25 protein-coding genes and 1 tRNA gene are annotated in these 25298 nt (G+C 68.3%); 16 read left to right on the top strand and 10 right to left on the bottom strand.

Going from position 1 to position 25298, the window contains the following annotated elements; genetic code table 11:
• Position 1: 1 nt before the first annotated feature.
• From puhC to Q333_RS0103325, 7 genes are all read left to right on the top strand, one after another.
• Positions 2–460, top strand: coding sequence for a photosynthetic complex assembly protein PuhC (puhC, locus tag Q333_RS0103355; protein ID WP_051651090.1), 459 nt, complete (start codon positions 2–4; stop codon positions 458–460).
• Positions 457–741 carry a hypothetical protein gene (locus Q333_RS0103350; protein WP_029415332.1) on the top strand — a complete coding sequence of 95 codons (285 nt, stop codon included), beginning with the start codon at positions 457–459 and terminating at the stop codon, positions 739–741. Before puhC ends, Q333_RS0103350 begins: the two co-directional genes overlap by 4 nt.
• Positions 738–1859: a magnesium-protoporphyrin IX monomethyl ester (oxidative) cyclase gene (gene acsF / locus Q333_RS0103345; protein WP_029415331.1), complete on the top strand. Its 1122-nt coding sequence runs from the start codon at positions 738–740 to the stop codon at positions 1857–1859. Before Q333_RS0103350 ends, acsF begins: the two co-directional genes overlap by 4 nt.
• A 2-nt stretch (positions 1860–1861) precedes the next feature.
• Positions 1862–2668, top strand: a complete 807-nt coding sequence (gene puhE, locus Q333_RS0103340; protein WP_029415330.1) for a putative photosynthetic complex assembly protein PuhE — start codon at positions 1862–1864, stop codon at positions 2666–2668.
• 26 nt (positions 2669–2694) lie between these two features.
• Positions 2695–3912, top strand: coding sequence for a 5-aminolevulinate synthase (gene hemA, locus Q333_RS0103335; protein ID WP_029415329.1), 1218 nt, complete (start codon positions 2695–2697; stop codon positions 3910–3912).
• 80 nt (positions 3913–3992) lie between these two features.
• On the top strand, positions 3993–4349 hold the full coding sequence (locus tag Q333_RS0103330) for an endonuclease domain-containing protein (RefSeq protein WP_051651089.1): 357 nt from the start codon (positions 3993–3995) through the stop codon (positions 4347–4349).
• A gap of 212 nt (positions 4350–4561) precedes the next feature.
• Positions 4562–5344: a DUF2189 domain-containing protein gene (locus Q333_RS0103325; RefSeq protein WP_029415327.1), complete on the top strand. Its 783-nt coding sequence runs from the start codon at positions 4562–4564 to the stop codon at positions 5342–5344.
• Here the strand turns inward: Q333_RS0103325 and Q333_RS0103320 are convergent, their stop codons facing one another.
• A complete protein-coding gene (locus Q333_RS0103320) occupies positions 5345–7006 on the bottom strand; it encodes an MFS transporter (RefSeq protein WP_029415326.1) in 1662 nt (553 codons plus the stop codon).
• A 104-nt stretch (positions 7007–7110) separates the two neighbouring features.
• Positions 7111–10077, bottom strand: a complete 2967-nt coding sequence (locus Q333_RS0103315) for a TonB-dependent receptor domain-containing protein (RefSeq protein WP_029415325.1) — start codon at positions 10075–10077, stop codon at positions 7111–7113.
• 285 nt (positions 10078–10362) lie between these two features.
• On the opposite strand from Q333_RS0103315, the gene Q333_RS0103310 reads away from it, so the two are divergent.
• Both Q333_RS0103310 and Q333_RS0103305 read left to right on the top strand, forming a co-directional pair.
• Positions 10363–10890 carry a hypothetical protein gene (locus tag Q333_RS0103310; protein WP_051651088.1) on the top strand — a complete coding sequence of 176 codons (528 nt, stop codon included), beginning with the start codon at positions 10363–10365 and terminating at the stop codon, positions 10888–10890.
• 10 nt (positions 10891–10900) lie between these two features.
• Positions 10901–12385, top strand: a complete 1485-nt coding sequence (locus Q333_RS0103305) for a putative 2OG-Fe(II) oxygenase (protein ID WP_157072354.1) — start codon at positions 10901–10903, stop codon at positions 12383–12385.
• Positions 12386–12497: 112 nt separating this feature from the next.
• On the opposite strand, the gene fliE is transcribed toward Q333_RS0103305, so the two are convergent.
• The 3 genes from fliE to Q333_RS0103290 are packed head-to-tail and all read right to left on the bottom strand — an operon-like array spanning position 12498 to position 13677.
• The gene (gene fliE / locus Q333_RS0103300; RefSeq protein ID WP_029415322.1) at positions 12498–12803 is read right to left on the bottom strand and encodes a flagellar hook-basal body complex protein FliE; all 306 of its coding nucleotides are present in this window, start codon (positions 12801–12803) and stop codon (positions 12498–12500) included.
• 10 nt (positions 12804–12813) lie between these two features.
• A complete protein-coding gene (gene flgC, locus Q333_RS0103295; RefSeq protein WP_029415321.1) occupies positions 12814–13248 on the bottom strand; it encodes a flagellar basal body rod protein FlgC in 435 nt (144 codons plus the stop codon).
• Positions 13249–13260: 12 nt separating this feature from the next.
• The gene (locus Q333_RS0103290; RefSeq protein ID WP_029415320.1) at positions 13261–13677 is read right to left on the bottom strand and encodes a flagellar basal body rod protein FlgB; all 417 of its coding nucleotides are present in this window, start codon (positions 13675–13677) and stop codon (positions 13261–13263) included.
• Positions 13678–13800: 123 nt separating this feature from the next.
• Here Q333_RS0103290 and Q333_RS0103285 point away from each other — a divergent pair, with 123 nt between their 5' ends.
• The 3 genes from Q333_RS0103285 to Q333_RS0103275 all read left to right on the top strand — a co-directional run bounded on the left by Q333_RS0103285 (position 13801) and on the right by Q333_RS0103275 (position 15288).
• Positions 13801–14070, top strand: coding sequence for a FliO/MopB family protein (locus tag Q333_RS0103285; protein ID WP_029415319.1), 270 nt, complete (start codon positions 13801–13803; stop codon positions 14068–14070).
• Positions 14067–14891, top strand: coding sequence for a flagellar type III secretion system pore protein FliP (gene fliP, locus Q333_RS0103280; protein ID WP_035293667.1), 825 nt, complete (start codon positions 14067–14069; stop codon positions 14889–14891). The genes Q333_RS0103285 and fliP overlap by 4 nt, the downstream gene beginning before the upstream one ends.
• A 118-nt stretch (positions 14892–15009) precedes the next feature.
• Positions 15010–15288, top strand: a complete 279-nt coding sequence (locus Q333_RS0103275; RefSeq protein WP_029415317.1) for an HU family DNA-binding protein — start codon at positions 15010–15012, stop codon at positions 15286–15288.
• A gap of 5 nt (positions 15289–15293) precedes the next feature.
• On the opposite strand, the gene Q333_RS0103270 is transcribed toward Q333_RS0103275, so the two are convergent.
• On the bottom strand, positions 15294–18179 hold the full coding sequence (locus Q333_RS0103270; protein WP_245591467.1) for a tetratricopeptide repeat protein: 2886 nt from the start codon (positions 18177–18179) through the stop codon (positions 15294–15296).
• 167 nt (positions 18180–18346) lie between these two features.
• On the opposite strand from Q333_RS0103270, the gene Q333_RS0103265 reads away from it, so the two are divergent.
• A complete protein-coding gene (locus tag Q333_RS0103265; RefSeq protein WP_029415315.1) occupies positions 18347–18748 on the top strand; it encodes a DUF983 domain-containing protein in 402 nt (133 codons plus the stop codon).
• Positions 18749–19429: 681 nt separating this feature from the next.
• Positions 19430–20542, top strand: a complete 1113-nt coding sequence (gene tgt, locus Q333_RS0103260) for a tRNA guanosine(34) transglycosylase Tgt (protein WP_029415314.1) — start codon at positions 19430–19432, stop codon at positions 20540–20542.
• Here the strand turns inward: tgt and Q333_RS0103255 are convergent.
• From Q333_RS0103255 to Q333_RS0103245, 3 genes are all read right to left on the bottom strand, one after another.
• Positions 20539–21069, bottom strand: a complete 531-nt coding sequence (locus tag Q333_RS0103255) for a hypothetical protein (RefSeq protein ID WP_029415313.1) — start codon at positions 21067–21069, stop codon at positions 20539–20541. The two genes, tgt and Q333_RS0103255, sit on opposite strands and share 4 nt — an antisense overlap.
• A 6-nt stretch (positions 21070–21075) precedes the next feature.
• Positions 21076–21732: a hypothetical protein gene (locus tag Q333_RS0103250; protein ID WP_029415312.1), complete on the bottom strand. Its 657-nt coding sequence runs from the start codon at positions 21730–21732 to the stop codon at positions 21076–21078.
• 147 nt (positions 21733–21879) lie between these two features.
• A tRNA-Lys gene (locus tag Q333_RS0103245) sits at positions 21880–21956 on the bottom strand.
• Between the two features lie 97 nt (positions 21957–22053).
• Here Q333_RS0103245 and Q333_RS0103240 point away from each other — a divergent pair.
• The gene (locus Q333_RS0103240) at positions 22054–23124 is read left to right on the top strand and encodes a CaiB/BaiF CoA transferase family protein (protein WP_029415311.1); all 1071 of its coding nucleotides are present in this window, start codon (positions 22054–22056) and stop codon (positions 23122–23124) included.
• On the opposite strand, the gene Q333_RS16305 is transcribed toward Q333_RS0103240, so the two are convergent.
• Complete coding sequence (locus Q333_RS16305) at positions 23121–24839, bottom strand: ATP-binding protein (protein WP_051651086.1); 1719 nt, start codon at positions 24837–24839, stop codon at positions 23121–23123. The two genes, Q333_RS0103240 and Q333_RS16305, sit on opposite strands and share 4 nt — an antisense overlap.
• 171 nt (positions 24840–25010) lie before the next feature.
• Here Q333_RS16305 and Q333_RS0103230 point away from each other — a divergent pair, with 171 nt between their 5' ends.
• Positions 25011–25271: a hypothetical protein gene (locus Q333_RS0103230; RefSeq protein WP_029415309.1), complete on the top strand. Its 261-nt coding sequence runs from the start codon at positions 25011–25013 to the stop codon at positions 25269–25271.
• The last annotated feature ends 27 nt before the right edge of the window (positions 25272–25298 follow it).

Genomic DNA, 25298 nt, shown 5'->3' with positions numbered 1-25298 from the left:
GATGTCCAACCTCGACGAACAGCCCTTTCCCCGAGCGCCCCTGATCGCCGCCATCCTGGTGGTCGGGCTGACGGTGGCCGGCGTCGGGGCGACGCGGCTGGGCCTGATCTCGCCCAGCGTGGCCGAGGCGTCGAACGCCACCCCCGTCACTGCGGCCGACATGCGCTTTGCCGACATGGATGACGGCGGCGTGCTGGTGACGGTGATCGACGACGGCGAGCGGATCATCCCGCCCGCCACCGGCGGCTTCGTCCGGGGCGTGCTGCGCGGCCTGGTCCGCGACCGCCGCGCCCAGGGCCTGGGCTCCGAACAGCCCTTCCGGGTCACCGAATGGTCCGACGGCAAGGTGACGATCCAGGACCTGGCCACCGGCCGCGTGGTCAAGCTGGACGCCTTTGGCCCCACCAACCGCCAGGCCTTCCTGGACCTGATGACCCCGCCTTCGGAGACCGCCGCATGAGCCGTCGTTTTGACACCGGCTGCACGATCGAGGTCGAGCACTCCGACGAAAATCTCTGCGCCCATGTGGCGCTCGACGGCGATCCCGTCATCGGCCCCGGCGACGCGGTCCAGGTGCATGGCGAGCCAATCCACGTCGCGTTTGGCGAACGCCGCACCTTCCGCCGCACCGCCACGGTGACCCGCGCCACCTGGCTGGAACGCACCTTCACCCGGCTGACGTCGGGTCTGGAGTTCGGCGAACTCTACGACGTCAGCTTCACACCCCGGAGGACCCTGTGACCGCCGTCCCCTTCGATCAATATGAAGAAACCCCCGGCCTGACCGAACTCCGCAGAGAGGCGGCGCGCCAGAAGGTCAACGCCGAGTCCTCCCTGAAACTGGCGACCCAGGACACGGTCCTGTCGCCCCGGTTCTACACCACCGACTTCGCCGCGCTGGACCGCATCGACGTCACCCCCGTCCGGGCCCAGTGGGACGCCCTGATGGCCGAGTTCGCCGAGGACCGAAACAAGGACCATTTCAAGCGCGACGCGGCCTTCGACGGCATCATCGAGAACCTGCCCGAGGACCTGAGGAAGGAGTTCACCGACTTCCTGGTCTCGTCCCTGACCTCGGAGTTCTCCGGCTGCGTCCTCTATGCCGAAATCGCCAAGCGGGTTCAGAACCCCGACATCCGCGCCCTGTTCAAATACATGAGCCGCGACGAGAGCCGCCACGCCGGCTTCATCAACGACACGCTGAAGGACGCGAAGATCGGCGTTGACCTGAGCTTCCTGACCAAGGTCAAGAAGTACACCCACTTCAAGCCCAAGTTCATCTTCTACGCCGTCTATCTGTCGGAGAAGATCGGCTACGCCCGCTACATCGCCATCCACCGCCACCTGCAACGGAACCCGGACCGTCGCTTCCACCCGATCTTCAAATGGTTCGAGCAGTGGTGCAACGACGAGTTCAAGCACGGCGAGGCCTTCGCGCTGCTGATGCGCAATGACCCGAAACTGCTGTCGGGCGGAAACGTCTGGTGGATCCGCTTTTTCCTGCTGTCCGTCTACGCCACGATGTACGTCCGCGACCACATGCGACCGGCCTTCCACAAGGCGCTGGGCGTCGACATCACGGACTACGATTACGAGGTCTTCCGGATCTGCACGGAAATCTCCAAGCAGATCTATCCGGTCTCGCTCCGCACCGATGAGCCCCGGTTCCGCACCGGCATGGAGCGCCTGCGCCGGACCTCGGACGCCCTGGGCGACGCCAAGGCCAGGGGCGGCCTGGTCGCCGGCATCCAGCGCCTCGGCCTGACGCTGAAGGCGGGGGCGACGTTCCTCGGCCTGCTGCTCCTGCCGGTCGACCGTCACCCCCTTCCCGCTGACGTCCGCATGGATCCTCGCTGGTAGTCATGGACGCGGTTCAGCCCCTCATCGTCGCCGCCGGTCTGTGGTGGGCGTCCACGGGACTGATCCTGTGGCTGGTGCGTCGTGACGCCGCCAGCTTCGGCGTGTCGCTGATGCTCGGCGCGATCGTGGCCTGCGCGGCCATGCTGGGGCTGTGGATGTCGGCCGACGACACCACCGCGAACGGCGCCTACGTCGCCTTCGGCGCCGCGCTCGCGGTCTGGGGCTGGCACGAGATGGGCTTTCTGATGGGCAAGCTGACCGGCCCACGCCGCACGCCCTGCCCGCCCGAGGCCGCCGGCTGGCGCCGCTTCGCCGTATCGACGGAAACCGTGATCCACCACGAGATCGCGCTGGCCCTGACCGCCCTGCTGTTCATCGCCCTGACCTGGGGCCAGCCCAATCAGGTCGGGACCCTGACCTTCCTGCTGCTCTTCGGCATGCGGTTGTCGACCAAGCTCAACATCTTCCTCGGCGTGCCCAATCCGCCGTCGAGCCTCCTGCCAAAGGGCCTGGCCTATCTGGGCAGCTACTTCCGCCGCGCCCGCTTCAACGCCCTGTTCCCGGTCTCGCTCGCCGCCTCCATCATCGTGACCATCCTGCTGGCCGAGGCCGCCTTGCTCAGCAGCGGCGGCGCCCGCACCGGCTACGTCCTGATGCTGTCGCTGGCGGCGCTGGGCCTGCTCGAACACGGCTTTCTCATGCTTCCGGCCAATCGCCGCCGCCCTGCGCCCGAGAGCGCGCTGTGGGCCTGGGCGCTGGGCCGCAACGCCAAATCCAACCACGTCGCCCTCGCAAAGGCCGACCAATGACAAAGACCACCGGGGGACTGTCCGCCATGAACTATGAAACCTTCTTCCAGGCGGAGCTCGACAGCCTTCGTGACAGCGGCAACTACCGCGTCTTCGCCGAGCTGGAGCGCAAGCGCGGCTCGTTCCCGCGGGCCGTCAAGCACGGCGACGGCCCCGACGAGGTCACCGTCTGGTGCTCCAACGACTATCTCGGCATGGGCCAGTCCGCCCACGTCCTGAAGGCCATGCACGAGGCGCTCGACAGCTGCGGCGCCGGCGCGGGCGGCACGCGCAACATCTCCGGCACCAACCACCACCACGTCCTGCTGGAACGCGAGCTCGCCGACCTCCACGGCAAGGAGGCGGCGCTGCTGTTCACCTCCGGCTATGTCTCCAACTGGGCGGCGCTGGGCACTCTGGCGGCGCGGCTGCCGAATTGCGTGGTCCTGTCCGATGCCCAGAACCACGCCTCCATGATCGAGGGCATCCGCCACAGCCGCGCGGAACGCCAGATCTTCCGCCACAACGACCCCGAGCACCTGAACCAACTCCTGTCCGCGATCGACCCCTCGCGGCCCAAGCTGGTCGCCTTCGAGAGCGTCTATTCCATGGACGGCGACATCGGCCCGATCCGCGAGATCGTCGAGGTGTCCGAGGCCCACGGGGCCATGACCTATCTGGACGAGGTCCACGGCGTCGGCCTGTACGGCCCGCGCGGCGCGGGCGTGGCTGAGCGCGAAGGCCTGATGGACCGCATCACCGTCATCGAGGGCACGCTGGGCAAGGCGTTCGGCGTCATGGGCGGCTACATCGCCGCCTCGACCGCCCTGTGCGACTGGGTGCGCAGCTATGCCTCGGGCTTCATCTTCACAACGGCGCTTCCGCCCGCCGTCGCCGCCGGCGCCTGCGCTAGCGTTCGCCACCTGAAGTCATCCGAGATGGAGCGCGCCCGCCACCAGGACCGTGTGTCCCGCGTCCGCTGGCGGCTGGACCTCGCCGGCATCCCGCATATGCCGAACGACAGCCACATCATCCCGGTGATGGTCGGCGACCCGCATAAGTGCAAGATGATCTCCGACTGGCTGATGGAGCACCACGGCATCTATGTGCAGCCCATCAACTACCCGACCGTACCCAAGGGCACCGAGCGGCTGCGGATCACCCCCTCCCCGGTCCACACCGACGAGGACATCGACCGCCTGATCGACGCCCTGTCCGAGATCTGGAGCCACTGCGCGTTGGCGAGGACGTCGGTCGCGGCTTGATAGCCCTCTCCCAGAGGGAGAGGGCTTGAGGCTCGGAGAGCGCAGCGATCCGCCAGCCGAAAGGGTGAGGGGTTTCCATCTTGCCGTCTGATCGCCGAAGCGCTTTCGCCCGCCGACTTCGCCAGAACCAGACCCCCGCTGAAGCCCGCCTCTGGACGGCCCTGCGCGGCGGCAAGCTCGATGGTCACAAGTTTCGCCGCCAGCACACAATCGGCCGCTACTACGCCGACTTCGCCTGCGAGAAGCTCAGGCTCATCATCGAGCTGGACGGCGGTGTCCACGACCAGGACGAGCGTGACCTCAAGAATCAGTACCGGCAACGGGACCTTGAACATCTCGGCTGGAGCGTCCTCCGCTTCCGCAATGACGATGTGTTCGCCCGCCTCGATGATGTGCTGTCGGCGATCCGCGATCACGCCAGGCTGGCGAGACCGTAACCCCTCACCCTTTCGGCTGGCGCATCGCTTCGCTCTGCGAGCCTCAAGCCCTCTCCCTCTGGGAGAGGGGTCCGGCCCCGATCACCCAACCGTGACCCCGCCCCGGTAGCCGCGCCACGCCCTCGCGCCTAGGTTCCCGGTAACGAACCCACACGCCCAGCGTATCCAGACCGAAGAGAACCCCCGCCGCCCACCGCCTTCCGGAGTCCACGATGTCCAGCATTCCCGTCTCCCCGCGCGCCGCCGCCCCCGCCGTCCGCCGCATCACCGGACGCGACCTCGACTGGGCCCTGGCCGAAGGGTGGAAGGACTTCAACGCCAAGCGCGGCGACATCCTGGTGCTCGCGGTGCTCTATCCGGTGCTCGGCCTGCTCGCCGCCGCCATCGCCCTGAACGACCGTCTGCTCCCCGTGTTCTTCCCGCTGGTGGCCGGCCTGTCGGTCATGGGACCGGCGGTGGCCGCAGGTTTCTACGAGATCGCCCGTCGCCGCGACCTCGGCATCTCGTCCAGCTATCGCCACTTCTTCGATCCGCTGAACGGCCGCAGCCGAACGCCTCTGATCATGCTGACCCTGATGTCGCTGGTCTTCTTCGCCGCCTGGATCGCGGCGGCCTGGATCATCTATGAGTTCACGCTCGCCCGCGTCGCGCCCATGACCATCGCCGGCGGCTTCGAGCAGCTGCTTTCCACGCCCGAGGGCCTGCAGATGGTCGTCATCGGCAACGCCGTCGGCGCCGTCTTCGCCGTCCTGACGGTCTTCCTGACGCTGGTGTCCTTCCCGATGGTGGTGGACAAGCCGGTCGACGCCGGAACCGCCGTCGGTACCTCGCTCCGCGCCGTCGGGGCCAACATTCCCACCGTCGCCTCCTGGGGTGTCCGCGTCGCGGTGCTGCTGGTGCTCGGCGCCCTGCCGCTGTTCGTCGGTCTGGCGGTGGTCCTGCCGGTGCTCGGCTATGCGACCTGGCACCTCTACACCCGTATGGTCGAGCGCTGATCAGGCGGACAGGTCGACGTCCTTGCGCTCCCTGACCAGCAGGGCGCCCAGCACCACCGTCATCACCGCCACAGCGACCGGGTACCACAGCCCGGCGTAGATGTTGCCCGTCGCCGCCACGATGGCGAAGGCCGTGGTCGGCAGGAAGCCTCCGAACCAGCCGTTGCCGATGTGATAGGGCAGCGACATGGAGGTGTAGCGGATGTTGGTGGGGAACATCTCCACCAGCGTTGCGGCGATCGGCCCGTAGACCATGGTCACATAGAAGACGAGCACGAACAGGATCGCCACCACCAGCGGCCGGTTCACCAGCGCGCTGTCCGCCCTGGCCGGATACCCCGCCGCGGTCAGGGCCGCCCCGAGCTCCGCCTCGAACGCGGTCTTGGCCTCCCCGAACGCCGCCGGGTCCAGCGCGGCCCCGCCGAAGCTGGCCACCGTGGCCTGCCCGATCCGCACCTGGGCCACCGTGCCGGCCGGCGCCGCCTCATTGGCGTAGCTGACGCCGGCCTTGGCCAGCCAGCCCTTGGCCAGGTCGCAGGAGCTGTCGAACACGGTCTTGCCCACGGGATCGAACTGCACCGAACAGTCCGCCGGATCGGCCACGATTGTCACCGGCGCCGAGGCCGTCGCCGCCGCCAGCCTTGGATTGGCCGCCTCGGTCAGCATGCCGAACAGCGGAAAATAGGTCGCCGCCGCCAGCAGGCACCCGACCAGAATGATCGGCTTTCGCCCCACCTTGTCCGACAGCCAGCCCCAGAAGATGAAGAAGGGCGTGGCCAGCAGAAGCGCCGTCGCGATCAGCACATTGGCCAACGCCGCCTCGACCCTCAGCACCTTCTCCAGGAAGAACAGGGCGTAGAACTGCCCCGTGTACCAGACCACCGCCTGGCCGGCCGTCAGGCCCACGAGCGCGATCAGCACCAGCTTCAGATTGGGCCAGCGCCCGAAACTGTCCTTCAGCGGCGTCGCCGACCCCCGCCCTTCCGCCTTCATACGTGCGAACGCCGGGCTTTCCGCCAGCTTCAGCCGGATCCACAAGGACACGCCGAGCAGCAGGATCGACACCAGAAAGGGGATCCGCCACCCCCAGTCGGTAAAGGCCTCCTCCCCCACCGTCGTCCGCACGCCCAGGATGACCACCAGGCTCAGCATCAGCCCGGCCGTCGCCGTGATCTGGATGAAGCTGGTGTAGAGCCCCCGCCGGCCCGGCGGCGCATGCTCGGCCACATAGGTCGCGGCCCCGCCGTACTCCCCGCCCAGGGCCAGCCCCTGGATCAGCCGCATGGCGATCAGGATCACCGGCGCCGCCACCCCGATCGCGGCATAGGACGGCAACAGCCCGACCACGAAGGTCGACAGCCCCATCAGCAGCATGGTCACCAGAAAGGTGTTCTTCCTCCCCCACAGGTCGCCGAGCCGCCCGAAGAACACCGCCCCGAACGGCCTGACCGCGAACCCGGCCGCGAACGCCATCAGGGCGAAGATGAAACCGGTCGTCTCATTCACGCCCGAGAAGAACTGGGCCGTGATGATCGCCGCCAGCGAGCCGTACAGATAGAAGTCGTACCACTCGATCACCGTCCCGACCGAAGAGGCCAGGATCACCAGCCGGTCATCGCGCTTGAGCCTGGCGTCGGCTGTCGGTTCGGCAGTGTCGGTCATCCACGCGGGCCTCCCCGCCCATGCACAGACTGCCGCAACCCGGACAAAAGAAAAGGGCGGCTAGTGCGAGACCAGCCGCCCAATCTTTTCAGTCGAACCCCTGCTTAGAAGCGGGCGGTCAGGCCGACATAGTAGCGACGACCCAGGACGTCATAGGTCGACGGGTCGGTGTTGGACGCGATCGACGGGGTGTAGACCGGAGCCAGCTCGTCGGTGAGGTTGTTCACACCGGCGCGCAGCGACACCGTGTCGTTGACGGCCCAGGACGCGTTCAGGTCGAAGTAGTCGATCGCTTCGATGATCTGGGTGCGGTTGTTGAAGTTGGCGACTTCACCCTGATAGCGCCAGCGGACGCCCAGGTTGACCGGACCATAGGACCAGTTCAGCGACGACAGCCACTTCCACTCGGGGAAGGTCAGGCCCAGCGTGTTCGACACCGTGCCGAGACGGTCGGTGAAGGCACCGCCCGGCAGGTCCTGACGCTGCCACTCCTCCAGCTTGGTGCCGGTGATGTTGAAGGCCAGACGGCCCCAGTCCGGCGCGCCGAGGTCAGCGAGTTCCGCCGCCCAGTCGACCTGGAAGTCGATGCCCGAGGTTTCGAGCGTCGCCAGGTTGGCGTTCGTTTCGAAGGTATTGATCACCTGACCCGAGTTCGGATCACGCTGGAACAGGGTGCAGAAGAAGTTGTTCTGATCGTAGCTCGGGTTCGAGGTGCCGTCGAAGTTGAAGCAGCGACGGAACTGTTCCGTCACCGAGACCGTGCCGACGACGTTTTCGATGGCGATGTCGTAGTAGTCGATCGAGGCCGACAGGTTCGACAGCCAGGGGTTCGAGAACGGCGACTGCCAGGTGAGACCGACCGTGAACGAATCGGCCGTTTCTTCCGTCAGATTCGGGTTGCCACCCGTCAGACCCGACACCTGCTGGTTGGCGAAGGTGTAGGTGTCGATGACGGCGGCCGGGACGCCCTGCGCCAGGCAGAGGGTCCGGACACTGGCCGCGCCCGCGGCGCCCGGAGCGCGGTAAGCGCCGCGGATGTCGCAGGGATCGCCCGAGAACTGGCGAGCGCCGGTCGTCGAGGTCGGAGCGCCGACGTTGGGGAAGTTCAGGTTCTGGGGCCCGAACAGTTCACCGATCGAGGGCGCGCGAACGGCGCGCTGGATGCCGCCGCGCAGACGCAGGCCATCCACGATTTCCCAGTTCAGGTCGGCCTTGTAGGCCTCGGTCGTCCCGATCCGGTCATAGCTCGACAGGCGGTAGCCCAGGTTGGTCTCGAGGTTGCGGATCAGAGGCAGATCGCGCAGCAGCGGGATCAGGATTTCACCGTAGCCTTCGTAGACCTTCTGGGCGCCCGACAGCGGCTGGGCGGCGTTGAAGCCGGCGACGTCAGGACCCGTCACACCGTTCAGGACGAAGGTGCCGGACAGCAGGGCGTCGGGAACGAAGTTGTAGTTCTGCTCGCGATAGCCGCCACCGAGGGCGACGCGGACCTCGCCGGCCGGCAGGTCGAACCAGCCGCCCTGCAGGTTGATTTCGAAGACGCGCTGGTCGTTGGTAACCGTGTTCTTCGAGAGGCGACCGATGAAGCTGGCGCAGGCCGCGCTCAGCTGCGTCTCACCGAACGGGTTGAAGCCGCCGGCGCACAGGCTGCGGCCGCCATCCGGCGCTTCCAGCAGACGCTGGACGGCCGAGCGCGAGACGTTGCCCGACTGGGTCGTGACGTTGTCCACGCGGCCGTACGACAGGAACATGTCGTAAGTCCAGTCGCGGGTGCCGGCCAGGTCGCCGCGGATGCCCGTGGTGATCTGGTAGACGCTGTAGTTCTCCGAACCACGGCGCGGCCCCAGAGCCGAGAAGCGCTTGTCGAGGCGGAAGGTCCCCGTCGGGTTCGGGCGGCTGGCCAGAAGAGCGGCGAGTTCGGCCGGGATGAAGGGGTTGGTCGAGGGCACGCGGAAGCCCGTCACCGGACCGGCTGCCGGCGTGGCGGCCAGGACGTTGGCGGTCTCATACTGCGAGAAAAGGAACTCGGTGTAGACCTCGGCGGCCGGGTTGATCTCGTAGTTGACCGCGCCGAACACATTGTAGCGATCCTGAGGCAGGATCATGTAGTTCAGCGGAGCCGTCGTATACAGGAAGTCGGCCGACTGAAGCGGACCCGGTTGACGCGAGCCGTCATAGTCGATGCCGCCGGGGCTGACAAAGTCGCGGTAGCCCTGGTGCGTGAACAGCGTGCCGTTGTTGTTGAAGCCAAACGTATGGCTGGGGATCGCGCCGTTGATCGCGGCGGTAACCGCCGCCGCGCTGGGCAGGTTGGTCGCGTCGAACACGGTGTTGCCAAGGGGCGAGGCACCCGAGAAGCCGCCGATCTGCGCGAAATCGCGCGCGGCGTTGAAGATGGCCTCACGGTGCGAATAGCCCAGCGAGATCACGGCGTTGCCGCGGCCGTCGGCGATATCGCCGCCAACGGTCAGGTTGATGGAGTCGGTGCCGCCGTCGTTGCGGTCGGTCTCACCGTACTGGAAGTCGACCTGCACGCCTTCGAAGTCGTCGTTCAGCAGGAAGTTCAGCACGCCGGCCACGGCGTCCGAGCCGTAGGTCGACGAGGCGCCGCCCGTGATCGTCTCGATGTTCTGGATCAGGGCGGTCGGCAGGATGTTCAGGTCGACCACCGACGAGGCGTTCGACGGAACGATGCGGCGACCGTTCATCAGCACCAGGGTGCGGGTCGTGCCCAGGCCGCGCAGCTGCACGTTGGCCTGACCGCCGTTCGACGGATTGTTCGAGGTGGCGTTGGTCGCGGGGGTGAACTGCGGCAGGTCGTTGATCAGGGTGTCGATGGTCACCGAGCCGGTCGCCTGGAAATCTTCCTGGCTCACGGTCACGATCGGCGAGTTGGCGACATAATCCTGACGCGCGATGCGCGAGCCGGTGACGACGATGTCTTCGACCTGGTCGTCCTCGGCGTCCTGAGCCAGGACCGGCGTAGACATCAGGGCGCTGGCGGCGACGATCGCGGCACCCGCGAGCATCGAAGTGCCGAGAAGTCGGCGGCGATAGGTTGTGTCGGTCAAAGCTGCTTCTCCGTGAGCCGTTTGTCGAAAGCAGGGCTCTCGGTGAGCCCGCCCGCCCCTTCGCCCCCTCCTGAGGAGGCGGATTCAGAGCTTGAAGCCTCCCATGAGGCGGCCACGCTTCCGGGTCAATCGGAATGGCGAAAAGACGACGCTTTCGTGAACGAATGTCACATTCAGACCACGCCCTTGGCGCAATAACGTGACGATTTCTTGCAGTTGTCGGCCGACTGGCTTGAAGAGCGCATTTCAGACAAAATGCTACTGGTTTGTCGCAGGATGAGCGCCATGAAATCGATTACAGTTCTGTTCGTCTTGTCGGCGACTTTCGGCGGTGTCGGCTCCGCTGTGGCCCAGGACGGCACCGTCCAGAGACCCGCGCTGATTGAGACCCTCCTGGCCTGCCGCAGCGTCGTCGGCGAGGCCCAGAGACTGGTCTGTTTCGACCGCGCCGCCGCCGCCTTCGAGACGGCCGAAGCCGCGGGCGAGGTGACCGTTGTCGATCAGGCCCAGGCTCGCCAGACCCGCCAGCGCCTGTTCGGCCTCGACCTGGACGCTGTGAACATCTTCGGCAATCTGCGGGACGACACCCCCGTCGAGGCCATCGAGACGACCCTCGTCGGCGCGCGCCAGAACCACAGGGACCAATGGACCTTCGAGCTTGCTGACGGATCGACCTGGCTCCAGATCGACACCAACCGTCTGATGACCCGCGCAGAACCGGGCGCGCCGGTCCGGATCCGTCAGGCGGCGTTGGGAAGCTACATGCTCAGCATCAGCGGCGCCCGTTCATTGCGCGTGCGTCGCGAGCGCTGAAGCGTCCGGCGTGAGCGCCTCCGCGCCCGACTGGCTCGCGCTTCACGCCAGGGCGCAATCCGACCTGGCCCGCGGCGATGTACCCGCTGCGGTGGCGGGGCTTGCCCCGGCGCGTGACGATCTGGCGGCGCCCGTGCCGGTGCTGCGGCTCTTGGCGTCATCTCTTCGAAGTCTCAGGCGAGACCGCGAAGCCAGGCCGTTGCTGGAACGCTTGGTGCGCCTGCAGCCGGAGAGCGCCGTCGCCGCGCACAATCTCGCCGCGGCTCTCGGCGACATGGGCGACGCCGCGGCCGCTGCGGAATACGCGCGATCGTCTCTGACCAAGGGCGGAGACGCGCCGGAGACCTGGCTTGTCCTGGCCCGCGCCCTGACAGCCCTGTCGAGCCTGGACGAAGCGCAGGCCGCCCTGGATCAGGCGCTCGCCCGACGCCCCGCCTATGTTGACGCCTTGCGCGACCTGTCCCAGTTGATCTGGATGCGAACGGGCGACGCTGTCAGGGCGTGCGCGCCGCTGGAGCAGGCGATCGCCGCCGCCCCGTCCAATGCCGCTCTTCACGCTCTGCGATCCGCTGTTCTGCTGGACATCGCGGGTCCGCAGGCCGCCTACCACGCACTGGAGCCGGGCTTCATCGCGGGCCTGTCAGGCATCGCTTCGGCGGCCGCGGCCGCTGCGGCCGAGATTGATCCTGCTCTCGCGCTGCGCCACGCCGAAGAGGCTGCGCGCCAAGCGCCGACGGACGTCCGGGCTGCCAACACCCTGTGCGCCGCCCAGATCGCAGCGGGCCGCGCGGCAGAGGCCTTGCCCCGGTTGGACTCGATCATAGCGGCCCGCCCGCTGGATCAATACGCTCTGGCCTTGCGAACCGTGGCTTGGCGGTTGCTGGGCGACCCCCGCGCCCTGTCCGCGACAGATTACAAGCGTCTATGTCGACCGTTCCAGATCGGCCTGGAAGCGGGGACGCTGGAATGCGTGGCTGCTGGCCTCGACCTCCTGCACCCGTTCGCCGCGCAACCGCTCGGCCAGTCCATCCGCTCAGGCGTTCAGGCGGCGCTCGACCCTCGCCATGCGGGGAATCCCGACATCGACGCCGTCTTCGACGCCCTGGAGACTCCCATCAGCCGCTACATCGCCGACATGGCGGGCCACGACGACCCGATGAGCCAACGCGCCGGATTGGGTCACGAGATCATCGGAGCCTGGTCGGTCCGACTGACCGCGGGCGGCCGCCATAGCGACCACATCCATCCCGAAGGCTGGGTCTCCTCGGCGCTTTACATCACGACGCCCCAGGTCGACGCGAGCGACCCCCGGGCCGGCTGGCTCCGCTTCGGCGCGGTTCGGCTCGGTGTCGGCTTCGAGCTTCCCGCCGAGCACTGGATCGAGCCCCGCCCCGGCGTCGTCGCCCTCTTCCCCTCCTGGATGTGGCACGGCACCGAGCCGTTCCGCTCTGCCGGCACGCGGATGACGATCGCGTTCGACGTCCAGCCGAGGTGAGGGATTAGGGATTAGGGATTAGGGAAATGGCCACGCTGGCGACAACGCCGATCCTGGCTCGATCAGCAACCACCCAACTCCACCCTAATCCCTACTCCCCAATCCCTACTCCCTAGATCGGCATCCGCATAATTTCCTGGTACGCTTGGATCACCTGATCCCGCACCGCGATCACCGTCTCCAGCGACGCTTCGGCAGACGCCACCGCCGTCACCACGTCGATCATCGAGCTTTGGCCCTGAACGGTCTGGATCATCTGGGTCTCGGCCGCCCGCGTGGCCTGGGTCATGTCGGTCATGGCGTTCTGGACCAGCTGGGAGAACTCTCCCCCGCCGGCCTCCGCCACTGCCGCGCCGGCGCTCGCCCCGCCTGCCCCTTGCGCCGCCGCATAGGCGCGCGCCGCCATCAACGGATTCATCGGCTAGGTCCTATCGCTTGAGAATGTCGAGGGTGCGGCTGGCCATCGTCCGCGCCGTCTCGATGACGTTCAGATTGGCCTCGTAGGCGCGCTGCGCCTCGCGCATGTCCATCGCCTCGATCAGGGTGTCGACGTTGGGCCGCAGCACATAGCCTTCCGCGTCCGCCGCGGGATGGGACGGGTCGTACTCGCGCCGGAACTCCCGCTGATCCGGCCTGACCTCGGCCAGGGACACGCCCATGGCCCCGTCGATCCGCCGCGCCTCGAACACCGGCACCTGACGGCGATACGGCTCTCCGCCGGCCGTTCGCGCGGTCGATTCCGCATTGGCGATGTTCTCGGCGATGATGCGCATGCGCGACTGCTGGGCGGTAAGGGCCGAGGCAGCCACCTGCATGGCGCTGTTGCGCTGGTTTCCGCCCCGGCCGTTGATCGGATCAGGCATGTGTCATCTCCCTCAGCGGCCCGGCGGTTTCGCCGCCAGCCGCAGCATGGCCAGCGACTTCTGATACAGGCCGATGGCGGCATCGTAAGCCATGCGGCTCTCGGCCATTTTCAGCATCTGCTCCTCGACCACCACCGCATTGCCGTCGAGCGTGGTCTCCGAATCGGGCGCGGCCTGAGAGGTGAAGCGCGCCACCGGCGCTCCGTTCGGCCCGCCCACCGGCATATGGCCCGGCCGCGTTTGCGCCATCGTCAGCGGCCCGCCCTCGCGCAGGGCGGCGGCGAAATCGGTCGGCTGTCTCAGGTCGCGTCCGACGTAGCCCGGCGTATCGGAGTTGGCGACGTTTTGAGCGATCAGCCGCTGACGCTCGTCGAGCCACGTCAGGCGGCCCCGGATCTGGCCCAGCAGCGGCAGGTCGGCGACGCCCATCGGTCGTCTCCACGTTCAAGATGGGCAGAAAATGCCGCCTGTGTGGTTAACGAGGCCTTATCTAAACGCGGCGTTAACCGAGTTCCTTAAGGCTTGGGTCAGTCTTTGGGGCCGGCCTCTCGCATGAACTTCCTCGACCTGTTGCGCGCCCTGTTCGGCCTGGCCTTCACGCTGGGCCTGATCGGCCTGGCCGCCTGGGCCGCCCGCCGCTACGCCCCCCAGCTCCTGGCGCGCCTGAACGCCGAGCGCGGCGAGCGGCGCATGACGGTGGTCGAGACACTGGTGCTGGATCCCGCCCGCCGTCTGGTTCTCGTGAAGATCGACGACGAGGAGCGCATTCTCCTGCTCGGCGAAGGCAAGGAGCTGATCGAACCGAAGGGGAAAGGGAAGTGAAGGCGAAGGACATTTTCGTCATCCCCACCCGCGCCGAGCTCTTCCGCGCGCTGAAGCTCTCCGCGCTCGCCACCCTGATCTGCCTCGTCTGGCCGATCGCCGCCTTTGCCCAGGACGCGGCGGCCGCCGCCGCTTCCGGCTCGGCCATCAACATCGACCTCGGCACCGGCGCGGGCCTGACCGAGCGGGTGGTCCAGCTCGTCGGCCTGATGACCGTCCTGTCGCTGGCGCCGTCCATCGTCATCATGACGACCAGCTTCGTGCGGATCGTCGTCGTGCTCAGCCTGCTGCGCACCGCGCTGGGCATGCAGCAGTCGCCGCCGAACGCCGTTCTGGTGTCGCTGGCCCTGTTCCTCAGCGCCATCGTCATGGCCCCGACCTGGCAGGACGCCTATGATTCGGGCATCCGCCCCCTGATGGATCAGGAGATGGAATTGCCCCAGGCCTTCGATCTGGCGTCGGAACCTGTGAAAGATTTCATGCTGGCCCAGGTGGAGCCCGAGGACCTCGCCCTCTTCACCCGCCTGAGCAATCTGGAGACCGCCACGACCCCCGACGAACTGCCGCTGCGCGTCATCATCCCCAGCTTCATGATCAGCGAGCTGAAGCGCGCCTTTGTGATCGGATTTCTCCTTTTCGTTCCGTTCCTTGTGATCGATCTGGTGGTCGCCAGCGTGCTCATGTCGATGGGCATGATGATGCTCCCGCCGGTGGTCATATCGCTCCCGTTCAAGCTCATCTTCTTCGTCCTCGTGGACGGCTGGAGACTGGTCGCGGGCAGCCTGATCGAGAGCTTCCGACAGGCCTCGGGCACCGGCTAGAGCCCGCCCTCAAAGGGTTTCAGCGCCATTCCCGCTTGCATTGTCCGGGGAAAGGCGCGTTGATCCCCCCGTCATCGCTTCCGGGAATCGGTAGCGAGCTTTTCGGGAAACGACCCTTATGACCACTCAAGCTGAACTCATCGCCGCCGTCGCCAAGGATGCCGGTGTCTCGCAGGCCGACGCCGGCCGCGTTCTGGACGCCATCGTCAAGAACATCCACAAGTCGCTGACGGCTGGCGGCGACGTCCGCATCTCCAACCTGGGCGTGTTCGACACCGCGGCCCGCGCCGCCCGCGAAGGCCGCAACCCGGCCACCGGCGCGACCATCAAGATCGCCGCGTCGAAGGCCGTGCGCTTCCGCGTGTCCAAGCCGCTCAAGGACGCGGTCAACAAGTAAGCCGCTTAGCCGGCCGCGGGTCTCGCGGCCGCTGGGGCTTGAGCCTGAGCACGGGCGGGGGTCGCAGGGCGGCTCCCGCCCGTCGCTTGTCCGGCCCCGGCCTGAGCCGCGCCCGTCCGCTCCCGCATCTGCTGCTTCATCTGGGTGATCCAGCCCGTGAAGGTATCCGCCGAGGCCGTCAGCCCGGCGAAGTCCTGGGCCCGCGCCACGCCGTCCATGCCGTCCAGCCCATCGAGCGCGATCCGCATGGCCGCCTGTGACCGCGCATTGGCCACGAACGGCGCATAGTTCCGCGACAGCCGCGCCAGCGCCCCGCCGTCGCGCGCCAGCGAATAGCCCACGCCCGCCCGGATCACCCGGCTCTCCTCGTCCGGCGTCAGGGGCCGCGCCGTGTCCGCGTGCCGATCCCCCAGCCGGGCCTCGTACAGCGCCGCCGCGCCGGACCAGTTCTCCTGCTTCCAGAAGGTGTCGGCGCGCACGCCATTGGCCTCCGCCGAGCGGTCGTCGCCCAGCACCTCCAGCGCATGGTCGTAGCGACCCAGCTCCATCAGGGCCCGCGCCTCCAGCGCGCGGCGCTCGGCGTTCAGGGCGCTCGGCAGCAGCGTGGTGCGCGAGTTCCAGATCGCCTGTAACGCCGGCTCGGGCTGTCGATCCATCAAGAGCACCGTCGCCAGCGTCGTCGCCACCTGGGCCTTGGCTACACCCTCCAGCCGGTTCTCGACCTGATAGCGCAGCAGCTCCGCCGCCTGATCCAGCAGGTCCACGTCCACCAGCCGCCGCGCCAGGCGCCGCACCATCTCGTCCCCGTCCGCCCCCACCGGCGTCAGGTCGCGGAAGTCATAGAACAGGGCCAGCGCCTGCACGGGCTGCAGCCCGTCGGCCGCCCCGTCGAGGAACAGCGCCTTGAACGCCTCGCTCAGGTCCGCCTGGATCTCCGCCGCTCCGGGCAGATTGGCCAACCGGTTCCCCGCCCGCTTCAGCGTATCCATCGCCTCGCGATAGCGGCCTTGCGACAGATAGAGCTCGCCCAGCGTCCGGATCACCGCCAGCTCGGTCGCATCGCCCCGCCAGCGCCACTTCAGCTGCTCCAGCTGACCGGCCGCGGCGTCCGCCGTCATCGTCCCCTTGGCCATCTCGATCTTGATGACGCCCAGTTTCGCCGGCGTGGCGATCGCGTCCAGCGGCGCCCGCGCGATGGCCTTGTAGACCGCCAGCGCCCGATCGGTCTGTCCGTCGATCTCGAACAGCCGCGCCTGCACCAGCCGCGCCGTCAGCTGGTCCGCCGCCGGCGCGTCCTGCGAGAAGCTGTAGGCCAGCAAGGCCCGCGCCGCGTTCAGGTCGCCGGTCGCCAGCGCCGCCATGGCATGCGCCGCCCCGAACCGCGCCCGCCACTCCGCCGGGAACTGGTCGATCGCCGCCGCGCCCGCCGCGAAGGCCTGGCGCGCGCCGGCCCAGTCACCCTGCTCGGCCGCGATCCAGCCCTGCCACACCTTCGCCGACGGATCCCCCGCCAGCGCGCCCGCGCCGAAGTCCAGCGCCGCCTCCTCCACCCGACCGATGGAGGCCCGCGCGGCCCCGCGCAGCCCCCTCAGCTCCGGCTCGCCCTGTAAGGAGGGGGTTTGCGCGAACATGGCGTTGACCACGCCGATGGCCTCATAGCCCAGCCCTGATCCGACGAGGAACCGGACATAGGCCAGCCGCGCCGCGATGGGCGCGCGCGGATTGTCAGACGCCGCGATCGATTCTTCCGCCGCCGCGTCCTGTAACCGCCGGTGCCGCGCCGAAAAGCCTTCCTCGCCGACCCCGGCCCAGTCCGCCAGAACCAGAGCCGGAAAATCCGCCCTCCGGGGCGTCTCTGCCTCGGCGGGCGCGGCCGCCTCCAGCCCCATCGACGGCGGCGACAGCATCAGCCCCCCGGGCCGCCCCAGCGTCACCAGATCGCCCTCGGCGCGGATCATCAGGTCGTCCGTCGGCGTCTCGACTGCCAGACCATGCGCGGTGGGCAGCAGCGTCAGATCCACGGTCTGGCGCCGGTCGCCGAACCCCTTGCCCGGGGCCAGCGCCGTCACCGCCGCAAACCGGTCGCCGACCATCGGATCGGTAAGCCAGACCGTCTTGGTCGCGCCAGCCATGGTCGCCACCAGCGAGGTCGTGCCCGCATCGTTGCGATCAACCGTAACGCCCGAGCCGCCGCCGCCCGGCCCACCGATGGTGACGGTCCATTGCGCGCCCTGCCCACTGGCCGTGACCGCCAGCCCTTCAGGCGCGGCGATGCGGATGGCGGTATAGTCCGGCCCGACCGCCCAGCGCGCGTCTGACGCCACGCCCAGCTCGCGGGCCCGGCTCATGTCCATGCGGGCGGCGGTGTCGAACACGACCCAGACCGCCTCCCCGCGTCGGAACACGGCCGCCCCCACCGGCGCAGCCCAGCCGAAGGTCAGGGTGACGCGATCCTCAGCCGTCGTCGCCGCAACCGGAACCGCCCCGCCGGCCGGAACGGCGCTGGCGGCCTCGACCGGGGCTGCGGCACCGGCCGGATACAGGTTCAGGAACACCGCCCCGTCGGCGACGCCCGAGCGCGCATCCGCGCCCTCGGCCAGGTTGACGACGATCTCGGTCGCATCCATGACCGCGCGGGTCTGGACCTCGGCCACCCCTGGCGGCGGATCGACCTTCAGCCGGCTAACATCCGGTGCCGCCGTCGTGCCGACGCGAACGATGACGGTCTGCCCTTCCCGACGCACCCGCGCCCGGCTGCCGACGACTCCTGCGAACTCGACCCGCGTGAAGCCCTCATTGGCCCCGACCCGGATCGTCACCGGGTCCAGCGCCGCCTGCCCCGCCTCCTGGGCCAGCACCGGCGCAACGCCCGTCAGCACGGGCGCGAGCACGATCGTCCCCGCGACGCCGAGCGCCGTCGAAGTGCGTCCTATCGCGGTCCTGGATCGCGCGCGGGCCATGTCGGCCCTGAATCGCCCGATCGCCCTTTCGACCCGGTTAACGGGGTGTGACCGAACACCCCTTGATGCCTTGGCCCCAAAGGCCGACAGGAGCCCCCATGACCGACCCCACCCCCGCCGAATGGCCCCGCCTGTCGACCCTGTCGACGGGTCTCCGCTGCCGCTGTCCCCGCTGCGGCAAGGGGCCTCTGCTGAAGGGCCTGCTGACGATCCGAGACGCCTGCCCCGTCTGCGGCCTGGACTACGGCTTCGCCGAGCCCGCCGACGGCCCCGCCTTCTTCGCCATGAGCGCCATCGGCGTGGTCGGCATGATCGCCTTCATGGCCTTCGAGTTCACGGTCCAGCCCCCGATCTGGGTCCACTTCGCCGTGACCTTCCCCCTGATCGCGCTCGCCTGCGTGCTGGTCTTGCGCCCGTTCAAGGGCTGGCTCGTCTCCGAGCAGTACATCCACAAGGCCGCCCCGCCCGAGTGGGAAAGCATCGGCAAGCACGGGGATTAGATTTCCCTCTTCCAGAGGGAGAGGGAGGCACTCGCGCTGTTTTTCTCAATCATCCAACGACGCCCGGAATCAGCGAGTAAAATCAACGCCCGTCGCGTTCGAGACGTCGCGAACGCGCCCTCATTGAAACCTGCCTTACAATCACCTCCGGTTCCGTCGCGTGGGAAGGGCGCAAGGCCTTGCGAGCTTGTCGCGGCGGGAGCGGTTGGAGCGGGGGCTCCCGAGGTCCAACGACCGGAGGCCGTGAAGAGCGGTCGTCCGGCGTCCGGATCAAGGGGGTGGCGTGGGCTCCCTGTCAGGAGCGAGGGTCCCGGGCTCAAGTAGCCTGGAACCGCGTTCCAGGCGGTAGCCCACCAAAAAGGCGGCAGGCAGAAGACCTGCCGCGTTCAGGGGATCGGCTTTCGCAAGCACGCCGACCTTCCCGCCGGAGGCGTCAGTAGCGGCAAGGCTCTAACAGGGCCGTTGGTCCCCGGTCAGTCGGCTTCGAGCGACGCGGGGCCGTCCGCTTCCGATCAGACCAGCCGCGCGGAGCAGTCAGCGTTCGCCGAAACACAAACCCTCACGGTCTCCGGGCGAAGGCCCGGCTGCTCCGCCCGCCCTTCCCACCCGTTCACAGCGGAAGAGCGATGGCGCATGGCCGCTCTCGACCCCGCATCGCCAAGCCTCTAGAACCCGCCGCCCATGCCGTTCGCCTTCGACATCGCCGCCACCGACGGCCGCGCCCGAACCGGGGTGCTGCAGACCGCGCGCGGCGACATCCGCACCCCGGCCTTCATGCCGGTCGGCACCGCCGCCACGGTCAAGGCGATGACGGTCGATCAGGTCGCCGCGACCGGGGCCGACATCATCCTGGGCAACACCTATCACCTGATGCTGCGCCCCGGGCCCGAGCGGATGGAGCGGCTGGGCGGGCTGCACCGCTTCATGGGCTGGACCAAACCCATCCTGACCGATTCCGGCGGCTTCCAGGTCATGTCCCTGGCGGGCATCTCCAAGGTGAAGGAGGACGCCGTCACCTTCTCCAGCCACATCGACGGCTCCAAGCACGTCCTGTCGCCGGAACGCTCCATCGAGATCCAGGCCGACCGCCTGGGCTCCGACATCGTCATGCAGCTGGACGAATGCGTCTCCTGGCCGGCGGAGGAGCCCCGCGCCAAGGCCGCCATGGAACTCTCCGCCCGCTGGGCCGCCCGCTCCAAGGCCGCCTTCGGCACGCGCGAGACGCAAGCCCTGTTCGGCATCCAGCAGGGCTCGACCTTCGAAGGGCTGCGCAAGGAATCCGCCGACCGCCTGATCGAGATCGGCTTCGACGGCTACGCCATCGGCGGCCTCGCCGTCGGCGAGGGCCATCAGGCCATGTGCGAGACGCTGGACTTTGCGCCTGCCATGCTGCCCGCCGATCGGCCCCGCTATCTGATGGGCGTGGGCAAGCCCATCGATCTGGTCGAGGCCGTCTGGCGCGGGGTGGACATGTTCGACTGCGTTCTCCCGACCCGCGCCGGTCGCCACGGCCAGGCCTGGACCTGGGGCGGCCCCGTCAATCTGAAGAACGCCCGCTTCGCCGAGGACCAGGACCCGCTGGACCCGACCATCCCCTGCCCGGCGTCCTCAGCCTACTCGAAGGCCTATCTCCACCACCTGATCCGCGCCGACGAGATCCTCGGCAAGACCCTGCTCAGCTGGCACAACATCGCCTTCTTCCAGGCCCTGACGGCGGCCATGCGCGACGCCATCACGGCGGGCCGGTTCGAACAGTTCCGCCGCGACTTCCATGCGCGGCACGTCTCGAACTAGCGCCGCGACGCCCCCGTCGGCCGGAACCACGCGGGCGAGGCCGGCGGCGCGCAGTTGGCCCGCATGCCCAGCCCCTTGAGATAGGCGCGCCTCAGCCGCCCGGCCTCGACCGCGTCCTGCACCGCCCGCGACCGCGCCTGCGCCCCCGACAGCCGCCGCACCCAGCTGCGATAGGGAATGAAGTCCGTCGTCGCGTCCCGAATGGCGTCCAGCGCCGCCTCCGCCAACGCATCCTGCGCCTGCTCGTTCAGCGTCGGCGCATCCGGCCGCGGCGGCTCATCCCGATCCGGCCCCAGCGCCTCGTCCAGCCGCAGCACCTCGGCCCGGATCGTCGTGCACTGGTTCAGATTGCGCCGGTCATACGGATTGGCCTGGGCCTGCAGCAGGACGGTCGGGATCTGCTCGCGCCGCACGTTCAGATCGACCAGCGGCTGTGTCGCCGCATCGCCGAAGCCCTCGCCGATCTGCCGCGCCGCCGAACAGCCGCAGACCAGAAGCACGCAGGCGAGGACGCCGACGACCCTCACGCCCAATCAGCCCCCGGCGCGCAGCGTCGCCGGATCGAAGATCTGGATCTCCGAGCCGAACTCGATGAAGGCCACCTTGGTCGGATCGCCTGGCACGACGACGAAGGCCCGATCGCCCACGATCTGCGGCCCCAGCGGCCCGCACGGCCCCTGCTCGGGCGCATCGCCCAGCTCATCGCCGCCGACCGCCGCCTCCCAGCGCGCCTTGGCCTCGCCCGTCGGCACGAAGGTCCAGGCGTTGGGCAGCATGCTCTCGCCCTCGATCTGTTCCAGCGCGCAGGTCGCCGTATCCGGCCCCGGCGACTTGGCCCGGACCTGCTCGATGATGGCCGACACGTCGTCACCCGTCGCCTTCTCGAACACGACGATCGCGGGGCTGCGCGACGTCACCCCGTCCTGGGTCCCCTCCAGCGAGAACCCAGGCAGCGCCGGATCGGCCACCAGCCGCACGTTCCCGAACTCCGCGGGACAGGCGAAGCTCCACACCGCCAGGCCCGATCCCTCCACCTTGCCCCATTCGCAGGACGAGAAGGTCTGCTGCATCATCTCGGACGGCTGCGGATCGGCCGCGCCGGTCGCGGCCGGCGCGTCGGCGGGCTCTGCGGGCTGCTGGCATGCGGCCAGCGCGAACGCGGAAACAGCGGCGACGACGACGAACTTCATGGCGATCCCCCTCGGCTTTCAGCCGTCACCATAGGATGCAAACGATCGCGCGCTCAAGCAACGAGGCCCCCCGAGCCGAGCGGTAGCGCCACAAACATGCGCTCAAGCAGCGAGCGACCGCGTCGCGAGCGGTAGCGCCAGAAAGAATGGTACGTCCTCTCGGGCTCGAACCGAGGACCCTCTGATTAAAAGTCAGATGCTCTAACCAACTGAGCTAAGGACGCACATCGCGGCGCGGAAACGGGCTGGCCGTTTCGCGGTTGCGCCTTCTGGTTCATGACAGGCGCCGGGTCAAGACCGGCAGGGAAAAAGGACAGGCGCATGCAGCCTCTGGCGGGGGTCCGCATCATCGAGTTCGACGGGCTGGGGCCAGTCACCCTGGCCGGGATGATGCTGGCCGACCTCGGCGCGGAGGTGCTGCGCCTGACCCGCGCCGACGGCGCCTCGGCTTTCGCTGACGTCGGCGGGGCGGTGCTCCATCGCGGCCGCGCTGCCGTGCCCGTGGACCTGAAATCAAACGAAGACCGCGCCGCCGTCCTCGATCTGATCGCCCATGCCGACGCCGTCATCGAGGGCTTCCGCCCCGGCGTGCTGGAGCGTCTGGGTCTCGGTCCGGATGCCTGTCAGGCCCGCAACCCCCGCCTCGTCTATGGCCGCATCACCGGCTGGGGCCAGACGGGGCTGCTGGCGAACAGCGTCGGCCACGACATCAACTACATCGCCCTGACCGGCGCGCTACACGCCATGGGCGAGCCCGATCGCCCGCCCCGCCCGCCGCTGAACCTCGTCGGCGATTACGGCGGCGGGGCCATGCTGCTGGTCACGGGCGTGCTCGCGGGCATCATCGAGGCGCGCCAAACCGGACAGGGCCGCGTCGTCGACGCCGCAATGACGGACGGGACGTCGCTGCTATCCAGCCTGTTCCACGCCCTGTCGGCCAGCGGCCTCTGGTCGACCGGGCGCGGCACCAACCTGCTGGACGGCGGAGCGCCCTTCTATCGCTGCTACGCCTGCGCCGACGGCAAGTTCGTCGCCGTGGGCGCGCTGGAGCCCCGTTTCTACGCCGCCCTGCTCGTCGGCCTGGGCCTCGATCCAGCCCGAGCGCCCCAGTTTCCGCCCAGCGGCTGGCCCACGCTCCACGCCCGCTTCGCCGAAATCTTCGCGACCCGCACCCGCGACGATTGGGCGGCGCACTTCGAGGGGAGCGAGGCCTGCGTCACGCCAGTGCTGACGTTCGCCGAGGCCGCGCAGCATCCGCACAACGTCGCGCGCGCCACCCTGTCTGGCGACCCGGTTCAGCCTTCGCCCGCGCCGCGTTTCGACGGAGCGGTCCACACGCCGGAGCGCGCCTCGACGGAAGCCCTGGCCTCGGTCCTGGCGCGCTGGACCTAGGCGACCGCCGCCTCACGCACCTCGACCGCCTCGGCGCAAGCCTCGGCCAGGGTCGCAGCCAGCAGCACCGGATCGATCGGCTTGGTCAGAAAGGCGTGGACCCCCTCCGCGTCCCAGGCGGCGCGGTGCACATCCATCGCATTGGCGGTCAGGGCGATCAGCGGCGTCTTGCGGTTCATGCCTTCGGCCCGGATGCGCGCCGTAGCGGTCAGCCCGTCCATCACCGGCATCTGCATGTCCATCAGAATGGCGTCGAAGGGTTGGCTCATCGCCGCCTCGACCGCCTCGGCGCCGTTCTCGACCAGCACCAGCTGGCACCCGTGAGGCTCCAGCAGAAGCGACAGGATGTGCCGGTTCACCGCGTGATCATCCGCCGCGAGAATGACCCGGCCGGCCAGCATGTTCTCGTCAGCCGCCGCGCGCTTCGGCGCGTTTTCGGTCCTCTGGACCGGCTCGACCGGCAGATCCAGGGTGAAGGTCGAGCCCTCGCCAACAACGCTTTCGGCCGTCAGCCTGCCGCCCATGATCTCGGCCAGACGGCGGCTGATCGCCAGACCCAGCCCCGTCCCGCCATACTTGCGCGTCGTCCCCGCGTCGGCCTGTTCGAAGCTGTCAAAGATGTTGCCCAGCCGGTCCGGGGCGATGCCACAGCCGGTGTCGGCGACCGCCACGATAAGCCGCCGATCGGCCTCGCGCCAATCCACGGACACAGTGATCGACCCGTCCTCGGTGAACTTCACGGCGTTGGAAAGCAGATTGAACAGCATCTGCTGGAAGCGCAGCGGATCGGTCCGCACGCAGTCAGGCACGTTCGGCGCGATCTGGATGGCCAGTCGGACCCCGTTGGCCTCGGCCTTCGGCTGCCACAGGCGCCCAAGCGAGGCGAGCTTGTCGCGCAGGTCCATCTCCGACGATTCCAGCTGCATCTTGCCGGCTTCGATCTTGGAGAAGTCGAGCACGTCGTTGAGCAAGCCCACCAGCATGTCGCCGGCGTCCAGCAGCATTGACACATGCTCGCGCTGCTCCCGATCCAGCCGGGTGCGACGCAGCAGGTTTGCCGCCGAGATGACCGCATTCATTGGCGTGCGGATCTCATGGCTGACGACAGCCAGGAAGTCCGACTTGGCGGCGCTGGCCACTTCGGCTTTCCTGCGCTGGGCTTGGGCTTCGGCGTTGGCCTCCTGCAGCGCCTTCGTCGTCATGGAACTCTGACGCACGGCCACGACCAGGTGAGTCATGAACAGCACGCCACCGATAGCGATCAGGAAGTCCTCCCACCTCCCGGCGACGATGCCATCCGCAATGGGTATGCCCAGAAAGTAGAGGCTGTGTGGGATGACGGCCGAAAAAAGCAGCGGCCGGACATGGTGCATGTGCAGGCTGACGTGCAGCAGACCCCCGGCCACCTGAATCAAGGCGAACAGCCGTCCGGCGTCTCCGCCATTGATCCAGAGTATCACCGCGATGCCGGAATAGATGACGACGTTAATCGACGCGACCGCGCACAGCACGGTCTTGTAAAGACGCGACGGTTCGACCGAAGGGTTAAGTCTCAGTCGTCGGAAGGCCAGCCAGTCCACGAACTGGGTCGTGGCCACAAGGCCAAGCCAGATCGCCGGCCACATGCCGCGCGTCAGAAACCAGGCCGTGACGGCGATGAAGACGGCGAGGCCCATCCGCGTCTTCAGCTCGCGGAACCGGACATGGGCGATCATGGCCCAGCCGTTCGCAGAAATGCTTGCGCTCTCTCCCATGTGGCCGAGGATGGCACCGAGAAGCAAAGGAACAGTTGAAGTCGCAGACCCGTGACGACACGACCCTGCCAAGCTATGGAACGGGCATTCATGCCGCGCGTTGGTGCGCACGACATCGGGGGGAGAAGTTCCATGAAGCGTCTGATTTTGTTTACAGGTTCGGCGTTGGCTCTCGGTTTGTCCGGCTGCGAGGCACCGGCCCCGCGCCAGGCGGAACTGCCCCCGCCCATCGAGGCCCCGGTTGCGCCCGCGGCCGAGGATGCGGCGGCCCCTGCCGCCGATACGACGGCGCCGACGGATCAGCCGCCGCCGCTGGACAACGGTCAGCTGCCGCCCGCCAATCCGAACTCGGCCGAATCGGTCCAGCCCGAAAGCGAGACGCTGTTCTACTAGGCCCTGCCACAAGGCTGTCGTGTTTGG

The sequence above is a fragment of the Brevundimonas bacteroides DSM 4726 genome, assembly GCF_000701445.1.
Lineage (GTDB): Bacteria > Pseudomonadota > Alphaproteobacteria > Caulobacterales > Caulobacteraceae > Brevundimonas > Brevundimonas bacteroides.
This window is presented reverse-complemented; position numbering and strand designations above follow the sequence as displayed.

Excerpts from the sequence above, each read along its gene's own strand:
- puhC (WP_051651090.1), top strand. The coding sequence starts at position 2 with ATGTCCAACCTCGACGAACAGCCCTTTCCCCGAGCGCCCCTGATCGCC.
- Q333_RS0103350 (WP_029415332.1), top strand. The coding sequence starts at position 457 with ATGAGCCGTCGTTTTGACACCGGCTGCACGATCGAGGTCGAGCACTCC.
- puhE (WP_029415330.1), top strand. The coding sequence starts at position 1,862 with ATGGACGCGGTTCAGCCCCTCATCGTCGCCGCCGGTCTGTGGTGGGCG.
- hemA (WP_029415329.1), top strand. The coding sequence starts at position 2,695 with ATGAACTATGAAACCTTCTTCCAGGCGGAGCTCGACAGCCTTCGTGAC.
- Q333_RS0103325 (WP_029415327.1), top strand. The coding sequence starts at position 4,562 with ATGTCCAGCATTCCCGTCTCCCCGCGCGCCGCCGCCCCCGCCGTCCGC.
- Q333_RS0103320 (WP_029415326.1), bottom strand. The coding sequence starts at position 7,006 with ATGACCGACACTGCCGAACCGACAGCCGACGCCAGGCTCAAGCGCGAT.
- Q333_RS0103310 (WP_051651088.1), top strand. The coding sequence starts at position 10,363 with ATGAAATCGATTACAGTTCTGTTCGTCTTGTCGGCGACTTTCGGCGGT.
- fliE (WP_029415322.1), bottom strand. The coding sequence starts at position 12,803 with ATGAATCCGTTGATGGCGGCGCGCGCCTATGCGGCGGCGCAAGGGGCA.
- flgC (WP_029415321.1), bottom strand. The coding sequence starts at position 13,248 with ATGCCTGATCCGATCAACGGCCGGGGCGGAAACCAGCGCAACAGCGCC.
- Q333_RS0103290 (WP_029415320.1), bottom strand. The coding sequence starts at position 13,677 with ATGGGCGTCGCCGACCTGCCGCTGCTGGGCCAGATCCGGGGCCGCCTG.
- Q333_RS0103285 (WP_029415319.1), top strand. The coding sequence starts at position 13,801 with ATGAACTTCCTCGACCTGTTGCGCGCCCTGTTCGGCCTGGCCTTCACG.
- Q333_RS0103275 (WP_029415317.1), top strand. The coding sequence starts at position 15,010 with ATGACCACTCAAGCTGAACTCATCGCCGCCGTCGCCAAGGATGCCGGT.
- Q333_RS0103265 (WP_029415315.1), top strand. The coding sequence starts at position 18,347 with ATGACCGACCCCACCCCCGCCGAATGGCCCCGCCTGTCGACCCTGTCG.
- tgt (WP_029415314.1), top strand. The coding sequence starts at position 19,430 with ATGCCGTTCGCCTTCGACATCGCCGCCACCGACGGCCGCGCCCGAACC.
- Q333_RS0103250 (WP_029415312.1), bottom strand. The coding sequence starts at position 21,732 with ATGAAGTTCGTCGTCGTCGCCGCTGTTTCCGCGTTCGCGCTGGCCGCA.
- Q333_RS0103240 (WP_029415311.1), top strand. The coding sequence starts at position 22,054 with ATGCAGCCTCTGGCGGGGGTCCGCATCATCGAGTTCGACGGGCTGGGG.
- Q333_RS16305 (WP_051651086.1), bottom strand. The coding sequence starts at position 24,839 with ATGATCGCCCATGTCCGGTTCCGCGAGCTGAAGACGCGGATGGGCCTC.
- Q333_RS0103230 (WP_029415309.1), top strand. The coding sequence starts at position 25,011 with ATGAAGCGTCTGATTTTGTTTACAGGTTCGGCGTTGGCTCTCGGTTTG.